The 14,902-nt window shown below is 72.8% G+C and carries 12 protein-coding genes and 1 tRNA gene; 6 read left to right on the top strand and 7 right to left on the bottom strand.

What is annotated here, in order from left to right:
• The first annotated feature begins 93 nt into the window (after window positions 1-93).
• Both ABT015_RS07475 and ABT015_RS07480 read left to right on the top strand, forming a co-directional pair.
• Window positions 94-1,386, top strand: a complete 1,293-nt coding sequence (locus tag ABT015_RS07475) for a transglycosylase family protein (protein ID WP_350877683.1) — start codon at window positions 94-96, stop codon at window positions 1,384-1,386.
• A gap of 214 nt (window positions 1,387-1,600) precedes the next feature.
• Window positions 1,601-1,676 (top strand) — tRNA-Arg (locus ABT015_RS07480).
• Between the two features lie 120 nt (window positions 1,677-1,796).
• Here the strand turns inward: ABT015_RS07480 and ABT015_RS07485 are convergent.
• Window positions 1,797-2,669: a carbon-nitrogen hydrolase family protein gene (locus tag ABT015_RS07485; protein ID WP_350877685.1), complete on the bottom strand. Its 873-nt coding sequence runs from the start codon at window positions 2,667-2,669 to the stop codon at window positions 1,797-1,799.
• A 96-nt stretch (window positions 2,670-2,765) separates the two neighbouring features.
• Window positions 2,766-3,578 carry a phosphatase PAP2 family protein gene (locus ABT015_RS07490; RefSeq protein ID WP_350877687.1) on the bottom strand — a complete coding sequence of 271 codons (813 nt, stop codon included), beginning with the start codon at window positions 3,576-3,578 and terminating at the stop codon, window positions 2,766-2,768.
• A gap of 440 nt (window positions 3,579-4,018) precedes the next feature.
• Between ABT015_RS07490 and ABT015_RS07495 the strand changes: the two genes are divergently transcribed.
• Complete coding sequence (locus ABT015_RS07495) at window positions 4,019-4,990, top strand: sigma-70 family RNA polymerase sigma factor (RefSeq protein ID WP_350877689.1); 972 nt, start codon at window positions 4,019-4,021, stop codon at window positions 4,988-4,990.
• Between the two features lie 147 nt (window positions 4,991-5,137).
• The gene (locus tag ABT015_RS07500) at window positions 5,138-5,401 is read left to right on the top strand and encodes a hypothetical protein (RefSeq protein WP_350877794.1); all 264 of its coding nucleotides are present in this window, start codon (window positions 5,138-5,140) and stop codon (window positions 5,399-5,401) included.
• A 10-nt stretch (window positions 5,402-5,411) separates the two neighbouring features.
• Here ABT015_RS07500 and mscL read toward each other — a convergent pair whose 3' ends face one another.
• The 4 genes from mscL to ABT015_RS07520 all read right to left on the bottom strand — a co-directional run bounded on the left by mscL (window position 5,412) and on the right by ABT015_RS07520 (window position 10,163).
• Window positions 5,412-5,831 (bottom strand): large conductance mechanosensitive channel protein MscL, encoded by a 420-nt coding sequence (mscL, locus tag ABT015_RS07505; protein ID WP_350877691.1) that lies wholly within the window; start codon window positions 5,829-5,831, stop codon window positions 5,412-5,414.
• 617 nt (window positions 5,832-6,448) lie between these two features.
• Complete coding sequence (locus ABT015_RS07510) at window positions 6,449-6,781, bottom strand: FmdB family zinc ribbon protein (RefSeq protein ID WP_350877692.1); 333 nt, start codon at window positions 6,779-6,781, stop codon at window positions 6,449-6,451.
• Between the two features lie 193 nt (window positions 6,782-6,974).
• Entirely contained in the window at window positions 6,975-8,360 is a 1,386-nt protein-coding gene (locus ABT015_RS07515) for an MFS transporter (RefSeq protein ID WP_350877693.1), read from the bottom strand.
• Between the two features lie 318 nt (window positions 8,361-8,678).
• Entirely contained in the window at window positions 8,679-10,163 is a 1,485-nt protein-coding gene (locus tag ABT015_RS07520; RefSeq protein WP_350877694.1) for a potassium/proton antiporter, read from the bottom strand.
• A gap of 311 nt (window positions 10,164-10,474) precedes the next feature.
• Between ABT015_RS07520 and ABT015_RS07525 the strand changes: the two genes are divergently transcribed.
• Window positions 10,475-13,186 carry a penicillin acylase family protein gene (locus ABT015_RS07525; RefSeq protein ID WP_350877696.1) on the top strand — a complete coding sequence of 904 codons (2,712 nt, stop codon included), beginning with the start codon at window positions 10,475-10,477 and terminating at the stop codon, window positions 13,184-13,186.
• A 63-nt stretch (window positions 13,187-13,249) separates the two neighbouring features.
• On the opposite strand, the gene ABT015_RS07530 is transcribed toward ABT015_RS07525, so the two are convergent.
• Complete coding sequence (locus tag ABT015_RS07530) at window positions 13,250-13,825, bottom strand: 5-formyltetrahydrofolate cyclo-ligase (protein ID WP_350877697.1); 576 nt, start codon at window positions 13,823-13,825, stop codon at window positions 13,250-13,252.
• A 117-nt stretch (window positions 13,826-13,942) separates the two neighbouring features.
• On the opposite strand from ABT015_RS07530, the gene ABT015_RS07535 reads away from it, so the two are divergent.
• Entirely contained in the window at window positions 13,943-14,854 is a 912-nt protein-coding gene (locus tag ABT015_RS07535) for a GGDEF domain-containing protein (RefSeq protein WP_350877698.1), read from the top strand.
• Window positions 14,855-14,902 lie beyond the last annotated feature (48 nt).

Genomic DNA, 14,902 nt, shown 5'->3' on the forward strand with positions numbered 1-14,902 from the left:
CCGGCCCCCTCGCCGCCGCCCTCCTGCCGTCGCGCCGCTCACCCCCGGCTCCGTCCCGCGCGAGCCGTCCCGCCCCTCCGAGAAGAGGTCACGATGTCCCGCGCGCCCCGCCGACCCCGCGCCGCCGCCCTCACGTTCACCGCCCTCGCCGCCCTCGGCCTGTCCACGGTGGCCGCCGGCTCCGCCCAGGCGGCCTCGGTGGCCACCTGGGACCGGGTGGCGCAGTGCGAGAGCACCGGCGACTGGAGCTACTACAAGGCCGGCTGGCCGTACTACGGGGGCCTGCAGATCACGAAGAGCACCTGGGAGGCGTACGGCGGCACCCAGTACGCGCCGATGCCCCACCAGGCCACCAAGCAGCAGCAGATCCTGACCGCGGAGCGGATCCTGGCCGGCCAGGGCGCCGGAGCCTGGGCGGTGAAGTGCAACGGCGGCCTGAGCACCGACCACGCCAACCCGTACCCGTCGCCCACCGCGCCGGTGAGCAAGGCCGGCGACCTCTTCCACGCCACGCGCCTGGTGGACGGCAACTGGACGTCCTTCAGCCCGCTGGACGGCTACGCCGGCTCGGCCTTCTTCAACGGCTCGCAGGACGCCATCGCGGCGACCCCGGACGGCTCGACCCAGACGCTGGCCACCGGTGCCGACGGCAACCTGTACCACACGGCGCGCTACCCGAACGGATCCTGGACGGGCTGGGCGCCGCTGGACGGCTACGCCGGATCGGCGCGGTTCGCCGCCCGGGCCGAGGCGATCGCCGGCATGCCGAACGGCGACACCCAGGTGATGGCGATCGGCAAGGACGGGAAGATCTACCACAACGCCCGCTACGCCTCGGGCTCCTGGCAGGGCTGGCTGCCGATCGGAGACTGGAGCGCGCAGAAGATCGCGGCCGCAGGACTGCCGGACGGCAGCATGCAGGTGCTGATCACCGGCAACGACGGCAACGTCTACCACAACGTCCTTGCCGCGAACGGCACCTGGCAGGGCTGGAACGGCGTCGCGGGCCTCGGCGCCGCGACCTTCCAGGCGAAGGACGTCTCGATCGCCGGCATGCCGAACGGCGACACCCAGCTGCTGGCGACCGGCAGCGACGGGAAGATCTACCACAGCGCCCGCTACGCGAGCGGCGCCTGGCAGAACTGGAACGTGGTCGACGGATACGGCGGCGCGGCGGGCTTCCAGTCCGGGAGCTTCGCGATCACCGGCATGCCGAACGGCGACGCCCAGCTGATCGCCGTGGGCAACGACGGCGTCGTCTACCACAACGCCCGCTACGCCTCAGGCAGTTGGCAGGGCTGGTGGAGCACCTCCTTCGGCGGGCAGAAGGTCGCCGTCGCCGGCCTGCCGGACGGCAGCGCCCAGATGGTCGTCTCCCGCAGCTGAGCCCCGCCCCCGCCCCGGTGGGCGGCCGTCACCGCCCGCCCCGACGCCCCGTCGGAGGCCTGGGGGCGGCGTGCCCGGGCCCGCCGTCGGCAAGATCGCGAAGTCGCCGCCCGGGCGCCGCCCGACCCGCTACACTGAGCCGGTAGCGGCTTGCCCTCGGGCCGGCCGCCCCCGGATCCGCTCACGGGACGCAGTCGCTCCCCGGCGGATCCTCGCCTCAGTAGCTCAGGGGATAGAGCACGGCTCTCCTAAAGCCGGTGTCGCAGGTTCGAATCCTGCCTGGGGCACCATCGCGCGTGGCCGCAGGCCCCCGCCCACCAGGGCGGGGGCCTGCGGCGTTTCCGGGGCCGGGCGTGGCCGGGCGGGATCGGGCGGGATCGGGCCCGGTCCGGGCCCGGTTCGGGCCCGGTTCAGGCCAGGGCGAAGAGCGCGCGCGGGGCAGCCGGGCGGGTGTCGGCGGCGGCCAGGTCGGCGAGCATGGTCTCGCTCTCCCGGGCGGCGCGCAGGACGGCCGGGTCGAGGTCGACGACCACCAGTTCGCGCCGGTCCTCGCCCGCCTCGGCGAGCAGTCGGCCGTCCGGGGCCCACACCGCGCTGCCACCGCAGGTGTGCCAACCGCCGGTGTGGCCGATGTGGTTGGCGAGCACCGTGTAGAGGGTGTTGTCGAGCGCGCGGGCGGGGAACCAGGTGCGGGACTCGTGGTGGCCGTGGCCGACGCTGAACAGCGCGCCGACCAGGTAGGCGTGGCAGCCGTCGAGCGCGGCGGCGCGGGCGTGCTCGGGGAAGCCCGAGTCGTAGCAGACGCCGAGGCCGAGCCGCCAGCCGTCCAGCTCCAGGGTGCAACCGGCCGCCCCGGGGCGGTAGTAGTCGCGTTCGGTCCTGAACAGGTGCTGCTTGTCGTAGCGGGTGACGAGGCCGCCGTCCGGGCCGAGGACGAAGGCGGAGACCCGCAGTTCGTCACCCACCTGCGCGGCGGCGCCGACGATCGCGGCGGTGCCGGTCTCGCGGCAGGCCTCGGTGATCGGCGCGAGGCGCGGATCACCGTGCTGGACGGCGCACTTGAGCGGGTCGGCGCGGATCAGCTCGGGTTCGTAGCCGGAGAGGAACTTCTCGGCGAACAGCACCAGGCGGGCACCGGCCGCGGCGGCCTCGCGGATCAACTCGGCGGCCTGGGCGGCGTTGGCGGGGATGTCACCGGCCACGGCCCGGGCCTGGACGGTGGCGATCCGCAGCGGGCGCTCGGGGTGACGGACGGCGGCGGCGGGGACCGGGTCGGGAGACATGGCCGTCACGCTAGCGGACGGCTTCGGGCGGCCCCGGACGGTCCTTGGCGGCCCCGGACGGCCGCACGCGGATGCCGGCGGTCTCCGTGGACGGCCTCAGTGGACGGCCTCGTCCGGGTGGTCGGTGGCGGCGTCGCCCGGCGAGTCGGTGCCGCGCGACGACCGGACCGACGGCACGGTGATCCGCTGGACCCTCGGCCGGGTACGCCAGTTGACCCGCCGTACGTCGCGGGCGAGCGCGCCCGGTCGCCAGAGTTCGACGACGGCGGTCACGGCGCCCAGCACGAACCCGGCGGCCAGCCAGCCGGCGACCACGTCGCTCGGCCAGTGCACCCCGAGGGCGATCCTGGTCCAGCCGATGGTCAGCACCGTCGCCGCCGCCACCGCGCAGGCCGCGATCCGCCCGCGTCGACGGACCCGGTACCAGACCAGGCCGACCAGCACCGCGCAGGTGATCGCCGAGGCCATGGCGTGCCCGGAGGGGAAGGCCGGGCCGCCGGCGTGCGAGACCGGGTCGGCGAAGGAGGGCCGTTGGCGACCGACGGCCAGCTTCAGCGCCCACTGGCCGCCCCAGCCGACCAGGGTCTGGGCGGCCACCCAGCCGGCCAGGACGCGGGCGCCGATCAGCCACAGCCAGACGGCCGCGATGCCGAGCAGGGTGCGCATCGTGACGGTGCCGCCGATGTCGGAGAGCGTCTGCACCGAGGCGGTCCAGATCCGGTGCCGCCGGGCGAAGGTGTGCAGTTCGCCGATCCAGCTCTGGTCGAGCTGTTCCAGTGGATGCCAGTGCCGGGTCACCAGGGCGGCCAGGAGGCCGAACAGCGCGGCACAGACCACCGCGAGCGCCGAATCCCGCAAGAGGCGGCGGTGACGCGCAGTGACGGCGTTCGAGCTGTTGGTCAGGTGCATGGCTGACACCTTCCCAGTGTCCCGGGGCGATCAGGGCCGCGGGTGATAGCGATTCGGCATCGTTTGTGGGGAGAACCTGCGTGCGCCGGGGGGTGGACGCCGGTGGAAGCCGGGGGCGCACGGGAACGCGCGTGCCCGTTCGCGGGTTTCACCCAGTAGAGCGACCGGCGGGGCGACCGGCGCGTGCGCGGGGCGTGACGGAAGTGTTCGGAACCGGTCGCGAATACGGTACCGAAGGTGCTCGACCGGTCACCCGGTGTCCATAACCGGGGTGAAAACCGGCAGGATACTGCATCGCGGGGAAGAATCTGAGTGACTTGGGAATGTTGTCCGGATTCTGTTCGTTGGATCGTTACGTGTGAGCCCCGCGGGGCCCGCACTTCTTGCCCTCTCGGGGGGCAGGCAGGCAGACCTCGGCAATTCCAGCAAAGGGAGCAAGCATGGCCACCCGTGCCGTCGTTCGCGACAGGGCCGACCGGACTCGCGCGGCCCGCCCGACCAACCTTGAGGCCGACCGCGACCTGGTCGGTATGTACCTCGACGAGATCGCCAGGACACCCCTGCTCGATGCCGCCGAGGAGGTCGAGCTCTCCCTGCGGATCGAGGCCGGCGTGTACGCCCAGCACCTGCTGGAGGAGGGCGTGTTCCCCGACGGCGTGAAGCGCGAGGAACTGGAGGCGATAGCCGAGGACGCCGAGCGCGCCAAGGACGTCTTCATCCGCTCCAACCTCCGGCTCGTGGTGGCGGTCGCCCGCCGGTACCCGCGCAGCGGCCTTCCCCTGCTGGACCTCATCCAGGAGGGCAACGCCGGCCTGGTGCGCGCCGTCGAGAAGTTCGACTACGCCAAGGGCTTCAAGTTCTCCACCTACGCCACCTGGTGGATCCGGCAGGCGATCACCCGGTCGATCGCCGACCAGTCCCGCACCATCCGGCTGCCCGTGCACCTGGTCGAGGAGCTGGGGCGGATCCGGCGGGTGCAGCGGGAGAAGTCCAAGGAACTGGGCCGCGAGGCCGAGCCGGCCGAGATCGCGGCCGAGCTGGACACCACCGAGGCCCGGATCAAGGACGTGCTGGACTGGGCCCGCGACCCGGTCAGCCTCAACATGGCGGTCGACGACGAGGGCGAGACCCAGTTCGGCGACCTGGTCGAGGACACCGGGGCGACGTCCCCCGAGGACGCCGTGATGGTCATGCTCCGCCGCGAGGAGCTGGACGGCCTGATCGGGCGGCTGGACGACCGCACGGCCTCGATCATCCGCTCCCGCTACGGGATGGAGGACGGCCGCGAGCGCACCCTCACCGAGGTGGGCAAGCAGCACGGCCTCACCCGCGAGCGGATCCGCCAGATCGAGAAGCACGCGCTGGCCGAGCTGAAGAAGATCGCCGACCACGCGGGCTTCGAGGCCGCCTGAGAACCCGAGCCAACTGCCTGCGGCTCCATCCCGCCCCGGGCCCTGGTGCGGAGCACTCCGCACCAGGGCCCGGGGTGTGCCACGGGGCTCTTAGGCTGGAGGGACAGGGCGATCGGACGGCAGTCGACGGGAAGCGGAGAAGCGGAAGTGAGCAGGGTGAGCGAGCAGGGGCCGGCGCGGGAGCCGGAGCAGGGGCAGGGGCAGGGGCAGGGACAGGGACAGGGTGAGCCGCAGGGGCGGGGGGAGCGGCCGGCGGTGCCGAAGGCCCGGCTGGTCTTCCGGGACCCGCTGGACCAGCAGTCCCCGGACGACACCGACACCGGCTGGGGTGAGCGCCCCGGGGCGGGGGAGAGCGGTGGGCGGGGGCTGGACTGGTACCTGAGCCAGCGCCCGCCGCACCACGGGGACTGAGGAGCGGTGCTCAGCGCTGCGGGGTGACCAGCGCGTCGCGGATCTCAGTGAGCAGTTGGACCTCCTTGGCCTCGGCCTCCGCCATCGTCTCGGCGGTGCTCTTCCGCCTGGCGGCCAGCCTGTTCATGGGCACGATCAGGACGAAGTAGACGACGGCCGCCGTGATCAGGAACTGCAGCAGGGCGCTGAGCACCGATCCCCACAGGATGAGGATCCCGGACGTGACCTCGCCGGCGGCGTTCAGCTCGCAGGGGCCCTTGAGGCAGGAGCTGTAGGACGCCAGGTCCTTCGTTCCGAAGACGCCGACGATCGGATTGATGACGCCCTTGACGAAGGCGTTGACGATGTTGGTGAAGGCCGCGCCGATGACGACGGCGACGGCGAGTTCGACGACGTTTCCACGCAGCAGGAATTCCTTGAAGCCTTTCATGCCGCCGTGAACGACGAAGTCGTTGCCCGGTTACGGGTGATCTTCCGCTGGTCCGGATTGACAACCCGTCCGGCCCACCGGGCCGCCCGGCGGCGACGGCAGCCCGGCCCGCGCGGGCCCGACCGCGAGCGCCGCGGCCACCGCGAGCAGCACCAGCGCGGGCACCCCGGCCCGGCGCCGTACGACGTGCCGCCAGCGGTGCCACCCGCTGGCCCCGCGCCGGATCGGCGGGAAGCGCGGCACCTCCCGCCGGGGCGGTACGGCGGGTGCGGGCAGCGGTACGCAGAGGCTCATGGTCGTCATGGTCACCACCGAGGTCGTGGAGGGGCCGCTCCTGTGCGGGCCGGTCGTTCTCCGGCGACCCCCACGATGTGCGCCGCGCGCCGCCCCGGAAAGCCCTTATCCGCAGCCTGTGGACAACTCGGGCCCTGTGGATGAATTCGTACACCCGCACGAGTGTGTCCGGCCCGCCCGGGATGACGAACCGGGATGACGAACCGGGATGACGAACCGGGGCGACGAGCGGTGAGAGCGAACCGGGACGACGAAGGCCCGCCGCCCCGCGAAGAACGCGGGATGGCGGGCCTTGTCGATGCGCTGGGCGTCCGGCGCCGAGGTCAGCTCGCGGCCGGAGCCGGGCTGGAGGAGCTGGAAGAGCTCGAAGAACCGGAGGACGAGGACGTCGACGACGTCGAGGACGACGCCGGGGTCGAGCCGGACGACGACGCCGAGGAGCTGCCGGAGGAGCCTGCGCCCACCGTGCTGCTGGAGGACGAGCGGCTGTCGGTGCGGTAGAAGCCCGAGCCCTTGAACACGACGCCCACGGCCGAGAAGACCTTGCGGAGCCGTCCCTGGCAGTCGGGGCACGTGGTCAGCGCCTCGTCGGTGAACTTCTGCACCGCCTCCAGGCCGTTGCCGCACTCGGTGCACTGGTACTGGTACGTGGGCACTTGTCTTCCTCCTGGCACTCTCGCCTGATGAGTGCTAACGATGGTCAATGATGCGGCATTCCGCTGAATCAGTCCAGCGACTCCGATGTGAGATGAGCCGTGGCCGAGCCGCGCCCGCTCCTCCACCACGGCTCCGCGCCGCCTCCTTCGCGCGCCGCCCACGGCTCCGCGCGGTGCGCCGCCGCGTGCCCGCTCAGCCCTTGGTCGCGCCCACCAGCCGCGTCGTGGCGCCGCGCTCCGGTGCGGCCGCGACCACCTGGCCCGGCCCGCCCGGTGCGGTCAGCAGGTGCCGCAGCGACACCAGCGCGATCAGGCCCAGGCCGGCGCCGGCCACCGGCACCAGGAACCCGCTGGACGGCCCGTGGCCGTCGATCAGCTGCCCGGCGATCATCTGGCCGACCGCCAGGCCGAGGCCGATGGCGCCGGTCAGCCAGGTGAACGCCTCGGTCTTGGCGCCGTCCGCGACGAGCGTCTCGACCAGGGTGTAGCCGCTGATCAGGGTCGGCGCGATGGCCAGGCCGCAGACCAGTCCGGCGGCGGCGAGCGCGATCAGGTTGGGCATCGCCCACAGCGTCGAGCAGCCCAGCACCAGCAGGGCGTAGCTCATGATCATCCGCTGCTGCACGGACCGCCGCCAGGCGATCACGCCGTACAGCACGCCGGCCACCATCGAGCCGCCGGCGAAGATCCCGTAGACGGTGCCGGCGGCGCCGTGCTGCCCGACCGAGTCGGCGAAGGCGTTCACCGAGACCTGCATGCCGCCGAACACGGCGCCCACCCCGAGGAAGGCCCCGGCCAGCAGCCGGACCCCGGGCGAGGCGAGCGCGGAGGCGCGCCGCACGCCGGGCTGGGGCAGCGCCCGGGCGGGCGCGGTGCGCCGCTGGGCGGCGAAGGCCAGGCCGCCGACGAGGGTCAGCGTGGCCTCGGCGATCAGTCCGGCCGACGGGCTGACCGTGGTGGCGACGGCGGTGGCCAGGATCGGGCCGATCACGAAGGTGAACTCGTCCGTCACGGACTCGAAGGCGAACGCGGTGCCCACCTTGGCCGCGGACGAGGCGGACGCGCCGTCCGCGGTGAACTCGGCGATCCAGCGGGCCCGGACCATGGCGCCGATCTGCGGAACGCTCGCGCCGGCCGGGACGGCGGCCAGGAACAGGCTCCAGGCCGGTGCGTGGCCGAGCGCCAGCGCGATCAGCGCGCCGACCGAGGCGGCGTGCACCACGACGGTCGGGACGAGGACGGCGGTCTGGCCGTAGCGGTCGGCGAGCCGGCCGGTCTGCGGGCCGATCAGGGCCTGGGCGACGGCGGCGACGGCCGCGACGGTGCTCGCGGTGCCGTACGAGCCGTGGGTGTCCTTGACGAGCAGCAGGATGCCCATGCTGAGCATCGCGTACGGCAGCCGCGCGAGGAACGCCGGTGCCAGGAACGTCCAGGCGCCGGGCGTGCGCAGCAGCGCGCCGTACCCGACCCGCGCGGGGGCGGGGGCGGCATCGGCGGTGCCGTCGGCAGGGGTGGCGTTGGTGGTGTCACGCGGGGTCGCGGTGTCCGCGGGGTCGTCGACCGTTCGGCGGGCCGTCACGGTCGGTCCTTCCTGCTGCCTGGTAGCGCGGCAGGGCATGGGGTGGCCCCGACGGCGCCGAGAGTCGTCCTCTCGCGCGTCGACCGGGGTAGATACCGGGCCGGACCGGCGTGGTGGCCGAGGTCCGGACCGCGGCCGCCGAACGGTCGCGCCAACTCTGCTTCAGGCAGATGCTGGGTGTGATCTGACCATCATACATATACGCGCGTAGATGTCGCGCGAATCCCCAGACTACAAGGCACGTCCACCATTGTCCTGCCCATCGAAGGTGAACAGCGGGTGAGGCCTTCCGGTCCACCCGCCGCCCACCCGTCGGGCTCACCGCCCGTTCAGCCACCCCGCGAGCTTGCCGCCCTTGTCCACGGCCCGCAGCCGCCGCTCGGCCGCCTCGCCGACCTCGTCGGTGGTGACCACCAGCAGCTCGTCCCCGCCGCGCAGCACCGTCGCCTTGTCCGGCACGAAGGAGCTGCCCTCCCGCACCACCAGGGTGACGGCGGCCCCCTTGGGCAGCCGCAGCTCGCTGACCTCCACACCGGACATCCGGGAGCCGGGGGAGAGCGTGACCGACAGCAGGTGCCCGTGCAGCTTCTCCAGCGGGGCGGACTCGATGTCGAGGTCCTGGCCCATCGAGCCCTCGCCGATCCGCAGCTGCTTGGCCACCCAGGGCAGGGTCGGTCCCTGGAGCAGGGTGAAGACGACGACCAGGATGAAGACGATGTTGAAGACGTCCTGGGCCTTCGGCGCGCCCGACACCAGCGGGATGGTCGCCAGCACGATGGGCACCGCCCCGCGCAGTCCGGCCCAGCTGAGCAGCGCCTGCTCCCGGCCCGGCACCTTGAACGGGGTCAGCGTCAGCACCACGGACAGCGGCCGGGCCAGGAAGACCAGCACGCCGCCGATCACCAGCGCGGGGACCACGGCGGAGCCCATGGTCTCGGGCGTGCAGAGCAGGCCGAGCAGCACGAACATGCCGATCTGCCCGATCCAGGCCAGGCCGTCGGCGAAGCCCCGGACGGCCGGGCCGTGCGGCAGCTTGGCGTTGCCGAGGATCACCGCGCAGATGTAGACGGCGAGGAAGCCGGAGCCGTGCAGCAGCGCGCCGCCCGCGTAGGCGAGCACGGTCAGCGCCATCACGGCGATCGGGTACAGGCCGGAGGAGGGCAGCGCGACGTGCTTGATCCCGTACGCGCCGAGCTTGCCGACCGCGAAGCCGACCGCCGCGCCGATCGCCAGCTCGGCGATGATCGTGCCGACCAGGACGTACCAGGAGTCCAGCTCGCCGGTGGTGGCGAAGGCGACGACCAGGATGACCACGGGCGCGTCGTTGAAGCCGGACTCGGCCTCCAGCAGGCCGGTGAGCCGGTGCGGCAGCGGGACCATGCGCAGGACGGAGAAGACGGCGGCGGCGTCGGTGGAGGAGACGATCGCGCCGAGCAGCATCGAGGTCCGCCAGTCCAGGCCGACCAGCCAGTGCGCGCCGGCCGCGGTGACGAACACGCTGACCCCGACGCCGACGGTGGCGAGCACGGTGGCGGCCGGCATCACGGGTCTGACCTCGCGCCAGCTGGTCTTGAGGCCGCCCTCGGCGAGGATCACCACGAGCGCCGCGTAGCCGAGCACCTGGGTCAGCTCGGCGTTGTTGAAGGAGACTCCGATGCCGTTCTGGCCCAGGGCGACGCCGATCCCGAGGTAGATCAGCAGGCTCGGTAGCCCTGAGCGGGTGGATATCCGCACGGCGACCACCGCGACCAGCAGGATCACGGAGAACTCGAGGAGGAGCTGGTTCAGGTGGTCGATGTTCACGCAGTGGCACCTCGTGCAGGCAGGGGCGGGCGGGGTGTCTGGTGGTGCTGGAGGGTGCGACCCGTTAAGAAGGCGTCAATGCTCCTGTTGCGGATCGTTACTCAGTCTAACATTTTGCCATATCTTTAGTTTCTTTTCCTCCCCGGGCCCCCAACCGCCGCTTCCAGGCCTCCTCGTTGACCTCCTCCGATCCCACGGTGAGCGTCCCCCGTGCACGCCGCTCGGCCGACTCGGCCTAATGTGGTGCCCTGTCACGGCCCCCGGCCCTGGACACGCCCGCCCGCCCCGAAGTCAGGACCGCAAGGACCCAGATGCCCCGCTCGAAGAAGTTCCGGCGCGCCCGTCTGATCGTGATCGTGCTGGTCGTGCTGCTGGTGGCCGGCGTCGGCTACGGCGGCTACCGCGGGGTCACCGCGGTCCGCGCGTCCTTCCCGGAGGTCGACGGCACCGTCAAGGTGGCGGGCATGAGCGCGCCGGTCGACGTCAAGCGGGACGCCAACGGCATCCCGCAGCTCTACGCCGACACCAACGAGGACCTCTTCCGCGCCCAGGGCTACGTCCAGGCGCAGGACCGCTTCTGGGAGATGGACGTCCGGCGGCACATCACCGCCGGCCGGCTGTCCGAGATGTTCGGCGACGGCCAGGTCGACACCGACGCCTTCATCCGGACCATGGGCTGGCGGCAGGTGGCGCAGAAGGAGTTCGACACCAAGCTGTCGGCCGACACCAAGAAGAACCTCCAGGCCTACGCGGACGGCGTGAACGCCTGGCTCGCCGAGCACCCCGGCGGCGAGAAGGCCTCGCTGGAGTACGCCCTGCTCGGCGCCGTCAACGGCGACTACCAGCCCGAGCAGTGGAGCCCGGTCGACTCGGTGGCCTGGCTCAAGGCGATGGCCTGGAACCTCTCCGGGAACCTCCAGGAGGAGATCGACCGCTCGCTGCTGGCCCAGGACTTCGGCCCGGACAAGATCGCCGAGCTGTACCCCGACTACCCGTACACCCGCAACGGCACGATCGTGAAGACCGGCACGGTGGCCGGCGACAACTACCGCCCCGCCGACGGCTCGCCCCCGTCCGGCGGCGGCACCGCCACCACCCAGGGCGCGGCCACCACCAAGGCGCTGCTCCAGGGCCTCACCGACCGGATCGACGGCATGCCGCAGCTGCTCGGCCGCCCCGGCCAGGGCATCGGCTCCAACTCCTGGGTCGTGGCCGGCACCCACACCACCACCGGCAAGCCGCTGCTGGCCAACGACCCGCACCTCGGCCCCGGCCTGCCCTCGGTCTGGTACCAGATGGGCCTGCACTGCCGCACCAGCTCGCCGGCCTGCCAGTACGACGTCTCCGGCTTCAGCTTCGCCGGCATGCCCGGCGTGATCATCGGCCACAACAAGGACGTCGCCTGGGGCTTCACCAACCTCGGCGCCGACGTGACCGACCTCTACCTGGAGAAGGTCACCGGCCCGGACACCTACCAGGTCGACGGCAAGGACGTGAAGTTCGACCTCCGCAAGGAGACCATCAAGGTCGCCGGCGGCGACGACCGCACGATCACCGTCCGCACCACCCAGACCGGCGCCCCGCTCATCTCCGACCAGAGCACCGAGCAGCAGAACGTCGGCAAGTACGCCCCCAACGGCAGCGCCGCCCCCGACCGCGGCACCGGTGGCTACGGCGTCGCCCTGCAGTGGACGGCGCTGAACCCCGGCAAGACCATGGACGCGGTGTTCGAGCTGGACCGGGCCCGTAACTGGGACGAGTTCCGGGCCGCCGCCAAGGACTTCGCCGTCCCCGCGCAGAACCTGGTCTACGCCGACGCCAAGCACATCGGCTACCAGGCCCCCGGCGACATCCCGGTCCGCGGCAAGGGCGACGGCAGCTACCCGGCCCCGGGCTGGGACTCCACGTACCAGTGGAAGGGCTCGATCCCCTTCACCGCCCTGCCGTACAGCCTGGACCCGTCCGCGGGCTACATCGTCACCGCCAACCAGGCCGTGGTGGACCCGAGCTACAAGTACACGCTCACCAAGGACTGGGAGTACGGCACCCGGGCCAAGGAGATCACCGACCAGATCGAGGGCCTGCTCAAGAACAACGGCAAGATCTCGCCGGACGACATGCAGACCATGCAGCTGGACAACACCAGCATCATGGCCAAGACGCTCGTCCCGCTGCTGCTCAAGCAGCAGATCGACGACCCGTACGTGCGCGAGGCCCAGGACCTGCTGAAGGACTGGAACTACCACCAGGACGCCGACTCGGCCGCCGCCGCCTACTACAACGGCGTCTGGCGCCAGCTGCTCAGCCTGGCCTTCGGCCAGAAGTTCCCGGCCGACCTGCGGGCCAAGGGCAACTGCCTGCTGGTCCGCCAGCAGGACGACCCGACCAGGCCGGACAGCTCCAGCAAGATCGTCACCGAGTGCGGCACCCGCGACCCGGGCAAGGCCCAGCCGGACGGCGGCGACCGCTGGACCGAGGTGGTCCGGCAGCAGCTGGACAAGCCGGACAGCTCCTGGTGGACGTACATCGACTCCCAGCACAAGGAGCAGAAGGGCCTGGACAACCTGCTCAAGGAGGCGATGAAGGACGCCCGGCAGGACCTCACCTCGCTGCTCAGCAAGGACATCTCCACCTGGAGCTGGGGCCGCCTGCACAAGCTGACCCTGCGCGAGCAGACCCTCGGCACCGACGACTCCTCGATCGCCTCCGGCGTGGTCCACCGGCTGCTCAACCGCGGCCCGTACCGGCTCTCCGGCGGCTCCGCGGCCGTCGACGCGGCCGGCTGGAACGCGGCGGCCGGCTACCAGGTGGACTGGATTCCGTCGATGCGCATGGTGATCGACCTGAGCGACCTCGACTCCTCGCGGTGGATCAACGTCGGCGGCGCCTCCGGCCACGCCTTCCACGACAACTACAACGACCAGACCGACCTCTGGCTCAAGGGCAAGCTGCTGACCTGGGCCTACACGCCGGACGCGGTCGAGAAGGCCACCAAGCACAAGCTGGTGCTCACCAACGGCTGACCCCGCACGACCCGCACGACCCCGGCGGCCCCGCTCCCTCCCCGGAGCGGGGCCGCCGCCGTCTCACCCCAGCCTTCGCAGCCCGGCGGGCGTGACCGCCAGGTCCACCGGGCGGTCGTGCGGCTCGGCCGGCACCTCGTCCAGCAGCTCGTGCTCGTAGAGCAGCACCGCCAGCACCGGCCGCGCGCCCGCCCGCCCCAGCCGGGCCAGCACCCGGTCGTAGCTGCCGCCGCCGCGGCCCAGCCGCAGCCCCCGCCGGTCCACCGCCAGGCCCGGCAGCAGCACCACGGAGGCCTCCGTGACCGCCTCCGGGCCGAGCCGCGGGCCGACCGGCTCCAGCAGCCCGCGTCCGGCCGGGGCCAGCTCCTGCGGGCCCTGGTAGGCGGCCCAGTCCAGATCGTTGTCGGGCAGCAGCACCGGCAGCAGCACCCGCACCCCGCGCGCCCGCAGCGCGTCCAGCAGCGGCCTGGTCCCGGGCTCGGCGCCCACCGACACGTACGCGGCCACGGTGGCGCCCGGCGCCGCCAGCTCCCCGGCGTGCCCGGCCAGCGCGTGCGCGGCCTGCGCGCGGCCCTCGGCGGAGAGCGCGCGGCGCCGGGTCAACAGCCGTGTCCTCAGATCGCTCTTCTCGTTGTGCATCGGATCCTCCGCAACTCTGTGCCGTCCAGCCGTCCAGCCGTCCAGCCGTGCCGCCGACCGGTCCCGCCGACCGGCGCCGTCGACGCGCAGAGCCTGACACGCGAAAGGCCGCCGCGATTGTCCACCCCGCTGCTGGTCCAGGCCCTGGCCGTACTCGGCGCCCCCGCGCTGGCCGGCGCCACCGTGCTCGGGCTGCGGTTGCGCCGGTGCGGCGCCGAAGCCGCTGCCCGGCAGCGCCGGCTGCGCGAGCGGATCGCCGAACTGGAGACCCACTGCGCCGACCTGGAGCGCACCGCCTCCTGCGACCCGCTCACCGGCGTGTGGAACTACCGCCACCTGCAGCTCACCCTGGACCGCGAGATCGAGCGCGCCCGCCGCGCCGAGCGGACCGACCAGCCCGAAGGACCGCGCCCGCTGGCCGTGCTGCTGCTGGAGATCAGCGGCTTCGACGCGGTCGTCGCCGAGCACGGCCGCGGCCGCGCCGGCGCGGTGCTGCGCGACCTCGCCCAGCGGCTGGCGATGGAGATCCGCCGTGCCGACACCCTCGGCCGCTACAGCGGAGAGGAGTTCCTGGTGGTGCTGCCGGACACCGGCGCCGAGGGCGCCGCGCAGGTCGCCGAGCGCCTGGTCTGGTCGGTCCGCCGACACCTGCTGCTCGACTGGTCCTCCGGCCCGCGCGAGTCCCGCCCGGCCCACGGCAACGGCCTCACCGCCGCCGTCGGCGTCGCCGTGCTGCCCGAGGACGGCACCCACGCCGCCGTGCTGCTGCGCGCCGCCGACCGCGCGCTCGCCGAGGCCCGGGCGGCCGGCGGCGACTGCTGGCGGGTCCGCCCGGGCCCCGGCGACCGGTCGGCGGCGCGGCCGCCCGCCCCGCCCGCCGCCGGTGCCCGGCCCAACGCGACTGCCGAGCGTGACCGTTCGGAAAAGCCGGGTAGTCTGTCGCCCTGTGCCGGCGGGGACCCCCTCGCCCAGCCGGCCGATTCCCATACGCCTGCCGCCGTGGCCGGGCCCCGCGACGTGCTGTCCTAGCCGTCGACCGCGCTCGGCCGGGCGAAAACGTGCCTGAGTAAGGTAAAC

This window comes from Kitasatospora sp. NPDC094016 (assembly GCF_040304045.1).
Lineage (GTDB): Bacteria > Actinomycetota > Actinomycetes > Streptomycetales > Streptomycetaceae > Kitasatospora.

Coding starts and splice junctions, on each gene's coding strand:
- mscL (WP_350877691.1), bottom strand. CDS start 5,831: ATGAAAGGCTTCAAGGAATTCCTGCTGCGTGGAAACGTCGTCGAACTC.
- ABT015_RS07495 (WP_350877689.1), top strand. CDS start 4,019: ATGGCCACCCGTGCCGTCGTTCGCGACAGGGCCGACCGGACTCGCGCG.
- ABT015_RS07485 (WP_350877685.1), bottom strand. CDS start 2,669: ATGTCTCCCGACCCGGTCCCCGCCGCCGCCGTCCGTCACCCCGAGCGC.
- ABT015_RS07525 (WP_350877696.1), top strand. CDS start 10,475: ATGCCCCGCTCGAAGAAGTTCCGGCGCGCCCGTCTGATCGTGATCGTG.
- ABT015_RS07490 (WP_350877687.1), bottom strand. CDS start 3,578: ATGCACCTGACCAACAGCTCGAACGCCGTCACTGCGCGTCACCGCCGC.
- ABT015_RS07530 (WP_350877697.1), bottom strand. CDS start 13,825: ATGCACAACGAGAAGAGCGATCTGAGGACACGGCTGTTGACCCGGCGC.
- ABT015_RS07475 (WP_350877683.1), top strand. CDS start 94: ATGTCCCGCGCGCCCCGCCGACCCCGCGCCGCCGCCCTCACGTTCACC.